This is a genomic window from Chryseobacterium sp. JUb7 (assembly GCF_024806495.1).
GTDB lineage: Bacteria > Bacteroidota > Bacteroidia > Flavobacteriales > Weeksellaceae > Chryseobacterium.
Genome location: NZ_JANUFF010000004.1, coordinates 263013 through 280075, shown reverse-complemented (window position 1 = coordinate 280075; position 17063 = coordinate 263013). Strand labels below are relative to the sequence as shown.

Annotated in this window: 13 protein-coding genes and 1 tRNA gene; 13 read left to right on the top strand and 1 reads right to left on the bottom strand. The window is 35.8% G+C overall.

Annotated features, from left to right (window positions below; all coding sequences use genetic code 11):
- Positions 1 to 29: 29 nt before the first annotated feature.
- The 13 genes from M2373_RS10230 to M2373_RS10170 all read left to right on the top strand — a co-directional run bounded on the left by M2373_RS10230 (position 30) and on the right by M2373_RS10170 (position 16393).
- Positions 30 to 497: a lipocalin family protein gene (locus M2373_RS10230; protein WP_259110327.1), complete on the top strand. Its 468-nt coding sequence runs from the start codon at positions 30 to 32 to the stop codon at positions 495 to 497.
- Positions 498 to 680: 183 nt separating this feature from the next.
- The gene (gene leuS, locus M2373_RS10225) at positions 681 to 3494 is read left to right on the top strand and encodes a leucine--tRNA ligase (RefSeq protein WP_259110325.1); all 2814 of its coding nucleotides are present in this window, start codon (positions 681 to 683) and stop codon (positions 3492 to 3494) included.
- A 240-nt stretch (positions 3495 to 3734) separates the two neighbouring features.
- Positions 3735 to 4598, top strand: a complete 864-nt coding sequence (locus M2373_RS10220; RefSeq protein ID WP_259110324.1) for a MotA/TolQ/ExbB proton channel family protein — start codon at positions 3735 to 3737, stop codon at positions 4596 to 4598.
- Positions 4599 to 4657: 59 nt separating this feature from the next.
- Positions 4658 to 5260 carry a biopolymer transporter ExbD gene (locus M2373_RS10215; protein WP_259110322.1) on the top strand — a complete coding sequence of 201 codons (603 nt, stop codon included), beginning with the start codon at positions 4658 to 4660 and terminating at the stop codon, positions 5258 to 5260.
- An 11-nt stretch (positions 5261 to 5271) separates the two neighbouring features.
- Positions 5272 to 5841 carry a biopolymer transporter ExbD gene (locus M2373_RS10210; protein WP_259110320.1) on the top strand — a complete coding sequence of 190 codons (570 nt, stop codon included), beginning with the start codon at positions 5272 to 5274 and terminating at the stop codon, positions 5839 to 5841.
- 24 nt (positions 5842 to 5865) lie between these two features.
- Positions 5866 to 6708 carry an energy transducer TonB gene (locus M2373_RS10205; protein WP_259110318.1) on the top strand — a complete coding sequence of 281 codons (843 nt, stop codon included), beginning with the start codon at positions 5866 to 5868 and terminating at the stop codon, positions 6706 to 6708.
- Positions 6709 to 6787: 79 nt separating this feature from the next.
- Complete coding sequence (locus tag M2373_RS10200) at positions 6788 to 6985, top strand: DUF308 domain-containing protein (RefSeq protein ID WP_259110316.1); 198 nt, start codon at positions 6788 to 6790, stop codon at positions 6983 to 6985.
- Positions 6975 to 7850 carry a PstS family phosphate ABC transporter substrate-binding protein gene (locus M2373_RS10195; protein ID WP_259110314.1) on the top strand — a complete coding sequence of 292 codons (876 nt, stop codon included), beginning with the start codon at positions 6975 to 6977 and terminating at the stop codon, positions 7848 to 7850. Before M2373_RS10200 ends, M2373_RS10195 begins: the two co-directional genes overlap by 11 nt.
- Positions 7851 to 7941: 91 nt before the next feature.
- Positions 7942 to 9594, top strand: a complete 1653-nt coding sequence (locus M2373_RS10190) for a tetratricopeptide repeat protein (RefSeq protein WP_259110312.1) — start codon at positions 7942 to 7944, stop codon at positions 9592 to 9594.
- Positions 9595 to 9676: 82 nt separating this feature from the next.
- Positions 9677 to 10396, top strand: a complete 720-nt coding sequence (gene bshB1 / locus M2373_RS10185) for a bacillithiol biosynthesis deacetylase BshB1 (RefSeq protein ID WP_259110309.1) — start codon at positions 9677 to 9679, stop codon at positions 10394 to 10396.
- Positions 10397 to 10431: 35 nt separating this feature from the next.
- A tRNA-His gene (locus M2373_RS10180) sits at positions 10432 to 10507 on the top strand.
- Positions 10508 to 10830: 323 nt separating this feature from the next.
- Positions 10831 to 11265, top strand: coding sequence for a hypothetical protein (locus M2373_RS10175; protein ID WP_259110306.1), 435 nt, complete (start codon positions 10831 to 10833; stop codon positions 11263 to 11265).
- Positions 11266 to 11356: 91 nt separating this feature from the next.
- The gene (locus M2373_RS10170; protein ID WP_259110305.1) at positions 11357 to 16393 is read left to right on the top strand and encodes a DUF4132 domain-containing protein; all 5037 of its coding nucleotides are present in this window, start codon (positions 11357 to 11359) and stop codon (positions 16391 to 16393) included.
- A 251-nt stretch (positions 16394 to 16644) separates the two neighbouring features.
- Here M2373_RS10170 and M2373_RS10165 read toward each other — a convergent pair whose 3' ends face one another.
- Complete coding sequence (locus tag M2373_RS10165) at positions 16645 to 16980, bottom strand: DUF3276 family protein (RefSeq protein WP_034701927.1); 336 nt, start codon at positions 16978 to 16980, stop codon at positions 16645 to 16647.
- Positions 16981 to 17063: the final 83 nt, after the last annotated feature.

Genomic DNA, 17063 nt, shown 5'->3' with positions numbered 1-17063 from the left:
ATAATTTTAGCCCTTGAAAAATTTGATACATGAAGAAATTAGTATTACTATTTGCAGGTTTATCATTATTGGCTTTTACAGGGTGTAAAGATGACGAGACTGAAAGAAAATTTGGCGTTGTCGGATATTGGCAGCCTTTAAAAGAAGTGAGAACAACGGTTCCGGTTGGCGGAGCTGGTGTTTCAGACGAGATTTTGTATTCGGACTGTCAGAAAGAGTCAAGATGGGCGTTTCCTGATCAGTACACTGGGAAAAGAACTGAAAAAGGTGACAGTGCTACTCCTGGACAATGTGATACGACTTACGAGCGTAACTTTACCTATAACTATAATGAAGATACAAAGGAAATAGAAATCAAGTATCAGGGGATTGTAGAGCCGGAAAGGGGAAAAGTAACTTCGCTCACTGAAAATACAATGAATATCACGATCGAAGATAAAACAGATCCCACAGAATATAAATCTACAACGTATACTTTCAAAAGAAATAACAACTAAGTAGTTTGTACTTTCAAAATATAAAGGTCTCATCTTCGGATGAGATTTTTTTGTTGATAACTTCATGGTAATTAATCAAAAATTAAATTTCCATTTCTTTTAAAATCATTAAATTTGTGAATCTTTGATTGAGATTAAAATAAATCTTATATCAAAATCTAATCATCTAATATCTATAATAAAGTGTTTTACGATCATCAGCAGATAGAAAAAAAGTGGCAGAAATACTGGGAAGACAATCAAACGTATAAGACTTCCAATAACACAGACAAACCTAAATTTTATGTTCTCGATATGTTTCCGTATCCATCGGGCGCAGGGCTTCACGTAGGTCACCCGCTGGGATATATTGCTTCCGATATTTATGCGAGATATAAAAGACACCAGGGTTTCAATGTGCTCCACCCGGTTGGTTATGACAGCTTCGGACTTCCTGCTGAACAGTATGCTATTCAGACAGGGCAGCATCCTGCGATTACAACAGAACAAAACATCAACAGATACGAAGAGCAGTTAAGAAAAATAGGTTTCTCATTCGACTGGAGCAGAGAAGTAAGAACTTCTGATGTTTCTTATTATAAATGGACACAATGGATTTTTATTGAGCTGTTCCATTCCTGGTATAATAAGGATACGAATAAGGCTGAATCTATCGAAACCCTGATCAAACATTTTGAAGAAAAAGGGACCGAAGATTTAAATGCCAATCAAAACGATGAATTAAATTTTACGGCAGAAGAATGGAAAAGTGCTTCTGATATTGATAAAGAAGATATTTTATTAAACTATCGTTTGGCTTACAGAGCTGAAACGACGGTAAACTGGTGTCCTGCATTAGGAACAGTTTTAGCAAACGATGAAATAAAAGACGGTAAATCTGAAAGAGGAGGCTTCCCTGTTTTTCAAAAGAAAATGATGCAGTGGAGCATGAGAATTTCTGCTTACTCTGAAAGATTATTACAGGGACTAAAAACTTTAGACTGGCCACAGCCGTTGAAAGATTCTCAGGAATACTGGATCGGAAAATCTCAGGGAGCGCAGGTGAAATTTAATGTTGATGGTCATGATGAATTCGTTGAAGTATTCACGACAAGACCCGATACTATTTTCGGTGCTACATTTATGGTATTGGCTCCGGAAAATCCTTTGGTGGAAACAATTACTACAGCTGAACAAAAAGTTGAGGTAGATACTTATATAGAAGAAACTTCCAAAAAAACTGAAAGAGACAGAATGTCTGACGTGAAAAATGTTTCAGGTGCTTTCACAGGAAGTTATGCAATCAATCCGTTTAGCGGAGAAAAAATGCCGATCTATATTTCAGATTATGTATTGATGGGTTATGGGACAGGAGCTGTAATGGCTGTGCCGGCGCATGATGAGCGTGATCACAGATTTGCAAAGAAATTTAATTTAGAAATTAAGAAAGTTGTAGAAACTGAGGAAGACGTTCAGGAAGCATCTTTTGATTCTAAAACAAGTGTTTGTGTAAATTCTGATTTCTTAAACGGTTTAGGCTATGAAGAAGCCAAAGCATTAGTTATTGATGCTGTTGAGAAAAAAGGAATTGGTCACGGTACGACAAATTACAGACAGCGTGATGCTATCTTCTCAAGACAGCGTTATTGGGGTGAGCCGGTTCCTATATATTATAAAGAAGGAATGCCTTACACATTACCGGTTTCAGCATTGCCTTTAGAACTTCCTGAAGTTGAAAAATATTTGCCGACAGAAGATGGAGATCCGCCATTAGGAAATTCAAAAACTTTTGCTTGGGACGAAGCAAACCAAAAAGTAGTGGCTACAGACTTAATAGATGATAAAACAGTGTTCCCATTAGAATTATCTACCATGCCGGGTTGGGCAGGGAGCTCTTGGTATTTCTTAAGATATATGGATCCTAATAATGATGATGTTTTCACGAACAAAGATTTATCAGATTATTGGGGGCAGGTTGATTTATATATTGGAGGTAGCGAGCACGCAACCGGTCATTTATTATATTCTCGTTTCTGGAATATGTTCATGAAAGATCGTGGATATATTAATCATGATGAGCCTTTTCAAAAGTTGATCAACCAAGGAATGATTTTGGGGATGAGTGCTTTTGTATATCGAATTGATGGTACTCATCAATATGTATCCAAAAATTTAGCAAAAGATTATAAAACTCAGGAAATTCACGTTGATGTATCTTTATTAAAAGGAACTTCAGATGAGTTGGATACTGAAGCATTCAAAGCATGGAGACCAGACTATGCAGATGCAGAATTTATTTTAGAAGATGGAAAATACATCACAGGTCGTGAAGTAGAAAAAATGTCTAAGTCTAAATACAATGTGGTAAACCCTGATGATATCTGTAATGAATATGGAGCAGACGGGTTAAGATTGTATGAAATGTTCTTAGGTCCGCTGGAACAATCCAAGCCTTGGAATACGCAAGGTCTAAGCGGAGTTTATGGCTTCCTGAAAAAATTCTGGAATTTATATTTCAACGGAGAAACTTTTGAGGTTTCGGATGAAGAGCCAACGAAAGCAGAGTATAAAGTGTTACATACCTTAATAAAGAAGGTAGTTTATGACATTGAAAACTTCTCTTTCAACACTTCTGTATCTTCATTTATGATTGCCGTAAATGAATTACAGAAAATAAAATGTAACAAACGCAATATTTTAGAACCTTTAGCCGTTATCATTTCGCCTTATGCACCTCACATCTGTGAAGAGCTTTGGAATATGCTTGGGCACGATCAATCTATAGAATTCGAAAAATTCCCTATATTGAACGAAGATTATCTGGTGGAAGACGAAATCTTGTATCCGGTGAGCGTAAATGGTAAAATGAAGTTCAAAATATCCCTATCTGCACAGCTGTCTCCTAAAGAAGTTGAAGATTTGGTGATTGCAGATGAAAAAATGCAACAGATTTTGGAAGGAAAAGCACCGAAAAAAATCATTGTTGTCCCTCACCGAATTGTGAATATAGTAATTTAAAAAAAAATTAACATTGGCAAATTAAAAAAAATAAGGGGCTTAATTTTTTAATTTTTTAACGTAATTGTTAAAATTGAGGAATATTGCCAAAAAAAGAGAAAATAATTATAATATCGAAATTGTATTAAAATTTCTTTATCAAAAAAAAGCAAAATGTTTATTTAAGACTCTTGCATTTTAATTAATTTTGCCTTTAATTTACACCCTGTAAAATTTTAAAACAATATAATTTAGTTAAATATGGAAATGAATGTTTCAAAAAATGATGAGCAAGTAGTTGCTAGAAAGGCAGGAGGTTTAAATCCAGCTGTTATTATTCCTATTTTATTCCTAATAGGAGTTGCTATTTATCTATTCGTTCTTGGTAACCCAGGAAATTTTAAAGATGCAGACAAACTAGGTGGTGGTTCTGTAGCTTTCTCAAGTGTTGAAGGAAAAGACATTCACCCAGAATCGTTCTTAGGTATTATCTACAAAGGAGGGGTTATCGTACCTATCTTGATTACTTTCATGATTACTGTAATCGTATTCTCTTTTGAAAGATATTTCGTTCTTGGTAAAGCTGCTGGAAAAGGAAACTTAGACAACTTCGTTGTACAAGTAAGAAGCTTACTAAACCAAAACAAAGTTGATGAAGCTTTAGAAGAGTGTGACAGACAACAAGGTTCTGTTGGAAACGTAGTAAAAGAAGGTCTTACTACTTACAAAGCTTTATCTCATGATACAACTCTTAACAAAGAGCAAAAAATGGTAGCGCTTAACAAAGCTATCGAAGAGGCTACAACTCTTGAGATGCCAATGCTTGAGAAAAACATGATGATCCTTTCTACTTTAGGTACTGTTGCAACGTTAGTAGCACTTTTAGGTACAGTAATCGGGATGATCAAGGCGTTCTTCGCATTAGGTTCAGGAGGTGGTACTCCGGATGCAGCTGCACTTTCTACTGGTATCTCTGAAGCCTTGATTAACACGGCATTAGGTATTGGTACTTCAGCTATCGCTATCATCCTTTATAACTTCTTTACTTCTAAAATTGATGGATTAACTTACAAGATTGACGAAATCGCAATGAGTATCCAGCAGTCTTTCGCTGAATTCAACTAAGAATTAGCAAGGAATTTGCATTAAGTAAAACGAAGTTTAATTAAAAATAATTCAAAATAATGGCGAGAGTCAAACCAAAAAGACATGGAGTAGTTACGGATATGACGGCAATGTGTGACGTTGCGTTCCTACTACTTACGTTCTTTATCTTGACCACTCAGTTTAAAAAACCTGACGTGGAGCAGATCAAACCGCCATCTTCAATATCAGAAAAGTTACTTCCTGATGCTAGTTTAATGACTATTAATGCTACTCCAGACGGAAAATTCTATTTCCAACCGGTAGAAAATGCATCAGAGAGATTACAGCTTCTAGAAAAAATGGGACAAAAGTATAATTTGACTTTTGATAACAAAGAAAAAGCTGCATTCCAAAAAGTACAGGCAATTGGGGTTCCTATGAACCAACTGAAAAGCTATCTTGATTTGTCAGATGAGGAGCAGAAGAGTTTTAAGAGTCCTAAAGGGATTCCTATGGATAGTACAAATAAGCAATTAATTGACTGGGTACAACAGAGTTTAAGCGTAAATCCTGATTACAAATTAGCAATCAAAGGTGACGTTACAACTGAGTATCCTAAAGTTAAAAGCCTGTTTGAGGGTTTAAGAGATATTGATTTTCTTAAATTTTGGTTGATCACATCACAAGAAGGTAAACCTTAATATCATTAGAAATGGCAGAAGTACAAGTACAGGAAAAAGGCGGGAAAGGCGGAAAGGTTCGTTCCAAGAAGCAGAATACCCGCGTAGATATGACTCCAATGGTTGACTTGGGTTTTCTATTGATTACCTTCTTTATGTTCACAACCACATTTAGTAAACCGAATGTTATGGATTTGGGGCTTCCGGCAAAACCTAAAGAGGATCAGCCGAAACCACCTCCAACAGAAATTAAACTTTCTAACTCTATTTCTTTATTATTAGGTAAAGACAACAGGATTTTCTGGCACCAACAGGATAATACATCTTTAACAGATCAGAATCTTAATGAAACTACTTTTGATAGAGAGGGAATCAGAAAAATAATTGAGCAAGCAAGAGCAAATGCGGCAGATAAAACTAAATTTACAGTTATTATCAAACCGACTGACGATGCAGTATATAAAAACTTTGTAGATATGCTTGATGAAATGGCTATTACCAAAAGCGAACAGTACGGTGTTACCGATGTGAAGCCTTGGGAGCTGGCTATTTATAAAAAGAAAGTAGGAGGACCTGCACCTGCAGCGCCGGCTACAAAGTAATTTAACCATAAAATTTGTTAATCTATGGCAGATGAAAATGTATACAATCAAAATCTAACCTTAGACGAGATTGTATTTGAAAATAGAAACAAGGAGTATGGTGCATACGATCTGAGACATCAGTATCCGAAGCTTCTGACAAAATCATTTATTGTTGGAACGGCATTATTCCTAGTTGCGGCATTGTCTCCGTTCATTTATCTTACCATTAAAAGACTTACTGAACCGCCTAAGCAAGAAGTGAAAGCGGATTTGGTAGAAATTCTTCAGGAAGATAAAGTTTTGGAACAGCCAAAAGAAGAAGAACCACCTCCACCACCTCCACCTCCAAAAGAAGAGGAGAAAATAGAGGTTATTCAGAACGTGGTTCCAGAGCCTGTAAGAGCTCCGAAAATTGAAACTCCACCGCCACCGATTTCTAAGCAATTAGAAACAACGACTGGTTTGCAAAATCAGGAAGGGGTAAAAGCTCCGGCTTATACACCACCTCCGCCACCTCCTAATACAGGTACTAAAACTTCTACTGCAGAGGTTAAAGCTCCTGTGAATACTAATGAAGTATATGATGTGGTTGACCAGTCAGCAGAATATCCAGGTGGTATGGATGCATTGAGAAGATACCTTGGAGATAACTTTGATACAGGAAGTGTTGAAGGAGAAGGTAAGTTAACAGCAAAATTGAAATTCGTTGTAGAAAGAGACGGAACGGTTTCAGGTGTTCAGGTAACATCTAAATCAGGAAACGGAGATTTCGATAACGAAGCTAAAAGAGTTGTTACAAAACTTAAAAAATGGAAGCCGGCTAAGAAAAACGGTGAAAGTGTAAGATCTTATTACTCTGTTCCATTTACAATTAATTTCGAATAAAAATTAATTTATAATTAAATAATTACAAAAAAGAGAAGCAATCGCTTCTCTTTTTATTTTTTTTGGTATTTTTGTTATTATGATGTTCAACTGGTTATCCTTAGTTACAGGATTATTTTATATTATTTTAGGAATTGTAGTTATTGTTTATAAATTCTTTTTCACAATTCTGGAACCTGCAATTGCGTATGCAATGGGAGGGCTTCTTATTCTTTATGGAATATTCAGAATTTATAGAGCAGTTGCAAAAATTAAAAATTCCAGCGATGAGAAATAGTATTAAAGCTCTCTTACTAGTAATAGTTTTCAGTATTTTCTCCACGAGCTGTAAAAAAGAAGATAAATCACCATCTTATCATAAAGGTGAGCTTACCATTCTTACTGACGAATCTTTTAAGAGCGTCATAGAAGCTTTGGCTGATGGATATATGATTAATTATCCGGAAACTAAGATAAAAGTAGTTACGAAAAAAGAAGATCTTGGATTTTTAGATCTGCTCAACGACAAGGCGAGAATAGCGGTTATGTCAAAAACATTGTCTCCGAAAGAAATTAAAGCCTACGAAGAACAAGTTGATTTAAAGTTTTTACCAGCTAAATTTGCTGCAGATGCTGTTGTTTTTATTGTTCCGAAAGACTCTCCAAAGGAAAGTATTTCTATGGATGAAATCAAAAACGGACTACTGTCGGATGATAAAAATTTTATTTTCGATGGTGCCAATTCAAGTAATATAAACTTTGTGGCTCAAAAACTGAATAAGGCTCCGGGAGACCTTAAGTTTTCCGTAATTTCAGGGAATGAGAATATTATTGAGCAATTAGCAAAATATCCAAATAAAATTGGAGTTATAGGACTTAATACCTTCAGTCGTCCTTATGATAAAACTTCTGAAAACCTTAGAAATATGGTTAAAATTCTTCCTGTTTCAGATAAAGGAAAAATATATACTTCGGATGCGGATGGTTTAAGAGAAATGAAATATCCGTTTACCAGAGTGCTGTACTTTTTAACCAACGAAGGAAACTTCAATATTGCTAATGGTTTTATCAGATATTCTTGTACTCAACTCGGACAGATGATTGTCCAGAAGGAAGGTCTTCAACCCTATAATATATACAAAAGAGAGGTTCAGATGCGTTAAAAAATATTAAATTAACGTTATACCCCAAATAAATACAGTATTTTGGTCTAAAAATTGCGTACAATATAAAATTCGATTTAGAAAATATAAAATGAAAGATATAATGATTATGAATGTAAAGAAGATTGCTTTTGGAGCAGCGGTGGTATTTTTTACCAACTTTGCCTTTGCGCAAACAGTGCAAGATGGGATTAACAGTATTGACAGTGATAAGTTTGCTCAAGCAAAAACAAATTTCACAAATATGATTGCTACAGCTCCTACTGCAGAAAATTATTTCTATTTAGGAAATACGTATCTTAAGCAGGTAGAGCCGGATTATGCTAAAGCTACTGAAAGCTTTAACAAAGGTATTGCTGCAGACGGAAAAAGCTATCTTAACAAAATTGGTTTAGCGGCTGTAAAACTAGGTAAAGGGGATAAATCAGCTGTTGCTGAAATTCAGAAAATAGTAACTGATTCAAGAGAGAAAGATGCAGAAGTACTTTTCAGAGCAGCAGAAGCTTTAACATTATTTGAAAAGAACAATGCTCCGGACCTTGCTATTCAGTTCTTAAACAAGGCAATTGAAAAAGCTCAGAAAAAAGGAGTTCCTGCAAACTATTATTATACATTAGGGGATGCATACAGAATCAAAAAGATCCCTGGGGATGCAATGAGTGCTTACGAAAATGCACTTCCTTTAGCTAAAAATAAAGCATCTGTTTACACAAGAATGGGTACTTTATGGATGGCAGCTCAAAGATGGGAGCAGGCGAAAAAAAGTATAGATCAGGCAATTGCAGCAGATGCGACCTATGCTCCTGCATATAAAGCTTTAGCTGCTTTCGATATTAAATATCAGAAAAATGCTGAAGCGACTAAAGATTTGATCAACTATACAAAATATGCTGATGAAGATCCATATACATTACTGGAAATTGCTAAACTTTATTTCACGAATGAAGATTATGCAAACTCTAAGGAGGTTTTAGATAAGATCTTTGATAAAGTAGATGATCCTATTAAATTTAAATTAAGAGCATACCAGTTATATGCTGATGGTAAATATGCTGAGGCTAAACAAAGCATGGATACTTTCGTTTCTCAGGCAGAGAAGACAAGAGTGCAGCCTGCTGATCAGGGATTACAAGGTTTGATCGCTGCAGGTTTGGCAAAAGATGAAAAAGACGCCGCTAAAAAGTCTGCTTTAATGACTGAAGCTCAGCAAAAAGTTGCGATTGCAAAAGCAGCAAAAGATGAAACAATGAAATGGGATATGGAATTGGCAAACATCGCAGGAGGTGGAGGAGCTTCTCAGTCTGCTGCTGATTCTGGACCTACAAACCCGACGATTGAAGCATTGAAAAAGCAGGTAGCTGCAAACGCTCAGGATTCTGATGCATTATATAAACTGGCAACTGCTTATCAGGATGCTAAAAACTGGAATGGAGCAATCCTTACATGGCAGAAAATGATCAATGTTCTTCCTGATTGGGCTCCGGCTTATTACAGTCAGGGCTATGCTTATCAGCAGGCAGGAAACAATGATGCTGCAAAAGTAGCTTACGAAAAATATATTACGACTGTAAAACCGGCAGAGGTAGAAGCTAATAAGCAAACACTTTCTTATGCATATTTTGCTGTAGCATTTTTATCAAAAGAGTCAGACATGGCTAAAGCAAAAGATTATGTCGCTAAATCTTTACAGTTAGATCCTACTTATCAGGATGCTGTAAAATTAAATGCAGAAATCAACAAATAATTTAAAATTTAAATTATAGATATCAAAACTTCCCATTCGTAATGTTTGGGGAGTTTTTGTTTTTATGATTATATTTGAAAATATGAAAACAGATATACTTGCTTTTGGCGCTCATCCGGATGATGTAGAATTAGGATGTGGAGGAACAATCGCCAAATTGGTTTCGGAAGGGAAAATTTGTGCTATCGTAGATCTCACAAGAGGAGAACTTGGAACGAGAGGTACAGATGAAACGAGGAGACTGGAAGCTGCAGACTCCGCAAAAATTTTGGGTGTAGCGGCAAGAGAGAATCTCGGAATGAAAGATGGCTTTCTGGAAAATTCTGAAGAATATCAAATGAGGATCGTAAAAATGGTTCGCAAATACAGGCCAGAAATCGTCTTAGCTAATGCGATTGATGATAGACATCCGGATCACGCAAAAGGAGCGAAATTAGTGTCGGATGCATGCTTTTTAGCTGGATTGAGAAAAATTGAAACAGTTCTGGAAGGAGAGAATCAGGAAGTGTGGAGACCGAAGCATATTTTTCACTATATCCAGTGGAAAGACATTAAACCGGAATTTGTCATTGACATCTCAAATCATCTTGATAAAAAAATTGAAGCGTGTATGGCATTCAAAACTCAGTTTTATGATCCAGCGTCGAAGGAGCCGGAAACTCCGATTACATCAAAAGACTTTTATGAAAGCCTTACTTATCGTGCTCAGGATTTAGGGAGACTTTCGGGAGTTACTTATGCTGAGGGATTTACGTCTGAGAAGCTAATTTCTTTGAAAAATTTTGATGGAATTGTTTGGTAATTAAAAAATCTTCTCTATATTTGCACTCACAAAACGGTGATTGTAGCTCAGTTGGTTAGAGCGTCGGATTGTGGTTCCGAAGGTCGGGGGTTCGAGACCCCTCATTCACCCAATAAAAGTACACTTTATAAAAAGTGTACTTTTTTATTTCATACTCATCTGAGATTTTATTTTACTTCTTTATTTTCAAATATTCTGAATTTTTTTAGACATAATTTCAATTCAACACATCAACTTGGGGATCGGTGGACTTAAAAAATTATTTATATTTTATTTTTGAAGCTATTTCCCGCTTTTCGTTGCAATCTTTTTTTTCAAAAAAGGATTTTCACTGCAATCGGGGCTAGGATATTCGTTTATTATTACAAATACATGAAAAATATCAATTAGAATAGAAAAAATATTTCCTTATTTTTAATCACAATCAACAAAATATGGAAATAAAAGTTAGCGTAAAGCAACTGGGCAGGAAGCACCCTGTTCTTTCAGAGCAAATTCTTGATATTGCTCATTATGAAAATAATATTTCGTTAGAAAATCTTTTAAAACAGATCGTTCAGCAACAAGTGGAGACTTTCAATGCAAAATCATTTGAGCTTGAGGACGAAGATGTATCTAAAATTCCACAGGAAAATTATTTAAATATTCTTACAGACACTGGAAAAGCAGGATTCGGAAGTATTTACAATGAAAAAAGAGCTGATCTGGAAAAAGCACAGGAAAATGCTTTGCAGGCTTTTAAAGATGGAATGTTCACTGTCTTTTACGATGACGAGCAACTCGAAAATCTTACACAAATCATAGACTTAAATTCACAACATACTTTTACTTTCATCAGACTTACATTTCTGGCAGGAAGTTATTGGTAAATTCAAATTGTGCAGGCATCTTCTAGACCACTAGCTTCCAGCACCCATCTTCCAGCCAAAAAATCATAAATCATACTAAATCACAATATCAATGGATATCATCGAAAAATTAAAATCGAAAAAAGTTGTCGATTATCACAAAAATTTAAAGAAAGATCTGAAAGAGCAGGCGGAAAAAGGATTGTTTTCCAAACTTTTTTCTAAATCCAAGTTAAAAAAAGAAGTTGCAGAATTTGGATTGCTGCTTCTTGGTAAAAATGATTATTACGAAGAAGTTACATTAGGTTCTTCACAAGCTGAAAAAATAAAAGAATATATTAAAACTAATATTTGGGAAGACCAAGATTATTATGAATTGCTGATCTATTTTTTTGGTGATAGAGCAGAATTGGTAAAATATGCCTGGAACAAAATGCCTTTCAAAATGTATCAGCAAGGCTATGATCGCCGTTCATTCCGTGCCCCGAATAATGAAAGGTTTGTTTTGCTGAATCAGGTGAATTTCATAAGAACTTTATTGGAACTTCCAAGTATTTATTCTTATGGTTCGGGCTATCAGTCTTATGATCTTTCATTGGAAGAGCAGATTATTTATGATGGTCAGGTATCAGTCAATTCCAGTCAGGCTTACATTTGGGCTGCGGCTATTGATACAGGAAATAAAGAAGTTTATCAGCTGATTGAAGATATTATTTTCAATAAACACCCGGAAGGAAAAGTGTCGAGAAATATCATCAAAGCATTATTAAACAGTGAACAAAAACATTGTTGGGAACTTGTGGAAAAACTTTTGCTTGCGGCACAACGGCAGGAAGGTTTGCGGCAGACAATCCTGGAATCCTTGGATGAATCGGGTACTGAAGCACTACAGTATATGATCAATGTCATTGAAGAGAATAAACTGACCCGTTTTTCATCTGTCGTAAGATCTATCGGAACATGGACAGGCCTTGGCTGGGAATCAGAAAAAGAATCGGTCGTGAAAAATATTATTTCGCTGGCGAACACGTATTTTAATCATCCGGAACAAATTTCCGAAGCGGTAAAAAGCAAAAATAACAATGAAGTCTACATGGCGCTTTGGGTTCAGGGTGTTTGGGATGTAGAACAGACCGTTCCTTATCTGAATGATTTGTTTGATAAAGGAAGTATAGAAAAGAAATGTCTGGCTGTAAAATTTGCTATAGAAACCAGAGATCCTTATATCCAAATGCCTCTTTTTTATAAAGCAGTTCTGGACGGTGATCTACAAGTATTGGCTTTTGCAGGTCATGCTCTAAGTACGCTGTTAAGCGCCAACGTAAAGTCAAAATTTTATATCAACAATCCGGATTATCCGGACTTCTTTGAAAAGCTTCACGAACTAACACAAAAAATAGAGGTTAAAGAAAAGAAGTTTGAAGGAAAAGTTTTTTCATGGCAGAATGCGATCTTTAAGAAGAGTGATTTGTATGCCTCAATGTTCTATCTGGTAGGTGAGGATAGTGAAAAACTAGATTTAGTACTGTCATATTTTGATCAGTTTGAACTAAGTTTAAGAGAACAATTGACAAGAAACCTTCTCGGTGATTTCTATTGCTATTCTTACTCCTACAATTTTGAGAAAAAGCAAAAAGCGGTCACTCCTTTCCAGAAAGAATTTGCTTTTAAAATCATCAAAGACAGAGGAGAATCTTTAGTTGCTTCAGGAATCAATGTGTTGCAGCAAGATCCTTTGAATAAAGAGGAAGTAATGACTTTCTATGATCTGTTTAAAAGAAAAGGCGGAAATCTTCGTAAAAAACTTATTGAACTGATGATGAAGCAGGAAGATTCAGTAGTGATACCGTTGGTGGATGAATTAACGACGAAAGGGGATGTGGAGCAAAGAACCGCTTCATTAGATATCATGCTTCAGCTTCAGAAAGATAAAAGAGTTCCGGCTCAGATTGGTCAATGGCTACAGCGATATTCGGAAAAAACTAAAATTTCAGAAAGAGAGCAAGGCTTGTTGGATCAGCTTAATCCTTCCGATGATAAAGAAATTCTTTCCACTGAAAATGGTTTTGGTTTTTATGACATAACTGTTAAATCAGATTTTAGTTTACCAAAAGTAGAGGATGATTCAGTGTATAAAAAAGCAACGGTAAAGGATAAATACGGTTTTACACAATCACAGGTTCATATTAAACAAGAACTGAAAAAACTGAATGATCTTTTTCTGCAGCATAAAGATCATGAATATGAAGTGGAAGACTGGAATGGTTCTTTAACCAAGGAATTAATGGGCAACAGTTTTCGCCAGATCAAAAGAAATACCGATGGTTTTACAGGTGAGCAAATAGCTGCCAATTATCCTTTGCATGAAGTTTGGGAACAATGGTATAAGGATTCCGGATTGCAGCCTCAAGATTTGTTTTTATTAACATTTGTGGATAACTGCGATCGTAAAAAATTCAGGGATTTCCTTGAAAATTATGTGTTCTACCATAAAGATATAATTCCTAATCCTCTGAAAAACGATTATTACTGGAATAATCCTGTTAAAAACATTCTTCAGTCTCTGGAATATAAATTTATATTTGAAGAAAAGACAGATTTTCTGATTGATGCCTGCAGTACTTTATTTACTGATCTACCGGATGACATCATCAATTATAAGGCAAAACAAACTGAATATTATTATGGAAATAATGGTAATGGTTGGCAGCAGTTAGGATTTTTTAATGTGTTTTTACAAGGGATTCATCATCAAAACATCGATGATAAACAGTTTAAAAAAGTATGGAATCTATACCGATGGATGCAGTTCAACGGGCTGGAAGAGAATATTCAGCATACCGTTCCTGGTTTTTATCTGTTTTGCAAAGCCTATGAGCTTAATATTATTACTAAAGATGAATTGTATGAAGGGATTTTTACGGCGGAAAGGGCAATCCGAGAAGTTACAACAACGAAATTCTATCATAACAACCAAAAATATCCGGATACTTTCCCTTTCCTGAAACCTATTATTGATGATATTCAGAATAAATTTTTGGATATAGAACTCATTCGGGGTGATGCCAATACTTCGGTTTCCTATTTTGTGCAGGAATTTCAGTCCATTTACGGGGCCAACCGTTTTGTTCAGATATTAAAAGGATTAGGTAAAGCCAATCTGTATGCCAATTATATTTACAGCTACAGCGGCGACAGTATGACGAAGCAAAAACTGTTTTCTTATCTTTTATCCAACTGTTATCCGTTAGAAAGCGATACACAGGAATCATTTAATGAAATGGTGAAAAAAGAGAAAATTGCAGAGCTTCGTTTAATTCAGGCGGCGGTTTATGCTCCACAATGGCAAAAATTCATCAGTAATTATTTAGGTTGGAAAGGTTTAGATTCGGCAATTTGGTGGATGCATGCCCATACAAAAACGGGATCTTATCAGGCGCAGAATTCAGGTCTTGAAAGTGAAGTGGCAAAATATTCTTCGGTAGATGTTCAGGAGTTTCAGGATGGTGCTGTAGATAAAGATTGGTTTACCAAGGCGTATAAAGAACTAGGGAAAACACGTTGGGAAATGCTGTATGACTCTGCAAAATATATCTCTGACGGAAATGGTCACCGAAGAGCAAGATTGTATTCTGATACGTTAACGGGCAGCCTGAAAATAAAAGAAGTAACGGCAAAAGTAAAAGATAAGCGCGATCAGGATTATCTTCGAGTGTACGGATTGGTACCTTTAAGCAAAACAAATCCTGAAAAAGACGTATTAAGCAGATACGAATATATTCAGCAATTCAAGAAAGAGAGTAAAGAATTTGGCTCAATGAAGCAGGCTAGTGAAGCACTGGCAATTCGTGTGGCATTGGAAAACCTGGCCAGAAATGCAGGATATCCGGACCCGATCCGTTTAACCTGGGCCATGGAAACGAAGCAAATTCAAAATCTGTTGTCTAAAGATACTCAGGTTACAATTGATGGGGTAACGGTAGGTTTAATCATAGAAGATGACGGAAAAGCTGAATTGGTGGTTTTCCGAGATGATAAACAGTTAAAATCTATTCCACCGAAGATTAAAAAAGATAAAGCTGTTATCGAATTGGGAAATAACCGTAAAATCATGCGTGAGCAATGGATGCGTTCCCGAAAAGGGCTGGAAGAAGCCATGATAAGAGGGGATGAGTTTTTATATGCTGAAATCAAAAATCTTTTTGAGCATCCGGTTATTGTAAAGCATCTGGAGAAACTGGTATTTATTTCAGACGATGATAAGATAGGATTTTTCCATGATGGAAATTTGGTCGATGCTCAGGGTGAAATTCATGAATTACATGAAAATAATACACTAAGAATTGCCCACTGTGTAGATTTGCATCAGCATTCTGTCTGGAGTGATTTTCAGCATTATTGCTTTAAGGAAAAATTGGTTCAGCCATTTAAACAGATTTTCAGAGAACTGTATGTGCCAACTCCGGATGAACTGCAGGAAAAATCTGTTTCGCGTCGTTATGCGGGGCATCAGGTTCAGCCGAAGCAGACATTAGCACTATTAAAAACAAGAGGCTGGAAGGTCGATTACGAAGAAGGATTACAAAAAGTATATCATAAAGAAGGTTTTCAGGTCAAATTATATGCTTTGGCAGATTGGTTTTCACCAGCCGATGTGGAAAGCCCGACGCTTGAAACCATAGAGTTTCATTCGCTGAAAGATTATAAAAATATTCCTTTTGAAGATATTAATCCGAGATTGTTTTCGGAGGTGATGCGTGATATAGACTTAGTTGTTTCTGTGGCTCATGTGGGTGGAGTAGATCCTGAAGCCAGTCATTCATCTATTGAAATGCGCGCTGTACTGATGAAGGAAACGGCCAGATTGTTTAAGCTTGATAATGTAAAAATAGAAGGTTCTCATGTTTTGGTGAAAGGTCAAATGGCGGAATACAGTGTTCATTTGGGAAGTGCAGTCGTTCATCAGGTTCCGGGGAAGTATCTGTCTATTTTGCCTGTTCATTCGCAGCATAGAGGAAGATTGTTCTTACCTTTTGCTGACGATGATCCAAAATCTGCTGAGGTTTTGTCTAAAGTTTTATTATTGGCTAAAGACAATGAAATACAGGATCCCACGATACTTTCTCAGATTAAGAGAGAATTTGTGTGATATTAGGCGGGAAGATAGAAGAAAGGAAGCTGGAAGTTTATTGTGGTTATCAAAGGAAGTGGGACGTGTCTGATTTTTAATCGAAAGACTTAAACCCACTTCCTGTCTCAAACTTCCATCTTCCATCTAAAAAACAAAAACGGTACACTATTGAAAGTGTACCGTTTTGTTATAATAAGTGAATCTTTATTTTTTAGTCTATAAAAAAAGCACCCTTTTTCAGATGCTTGTGTTTTTAAGTATTGTTTGGCTTAGACTTCGTCGTCAGAATCTATTGTGAAAGATTTGCTTTTGAAGTCCTTGTCATGTTTTTCTGATATTACATCCTCACCCTTTTCGTTAATGATGAAATCTGTGGATTCATTAAACATCTCCTGAAAACTTTTAAAATCCTCTTTGTAAAGATAAATTTTGTGTTTCTCGAATGTAGCCTCTCCATTCTCTCCGAAGTTCTTTTTACTTTCGGTAATCGTAAGATAATAATCTCCTGCTTTCGTCTCGCGCACATCAAAGAAATAAGTTCTTCTTCCTGCTTTTAACACCTTCGTGAAAATTTCATTTTCATGGCGTTCCTTGTATTCACTCATTGTTAGATATTTTTTAATCTTGTTAAGAACAAATATAAAAGTTTTCTTTTAATCACAAAATTTTTTTTATGATTTATTTAACA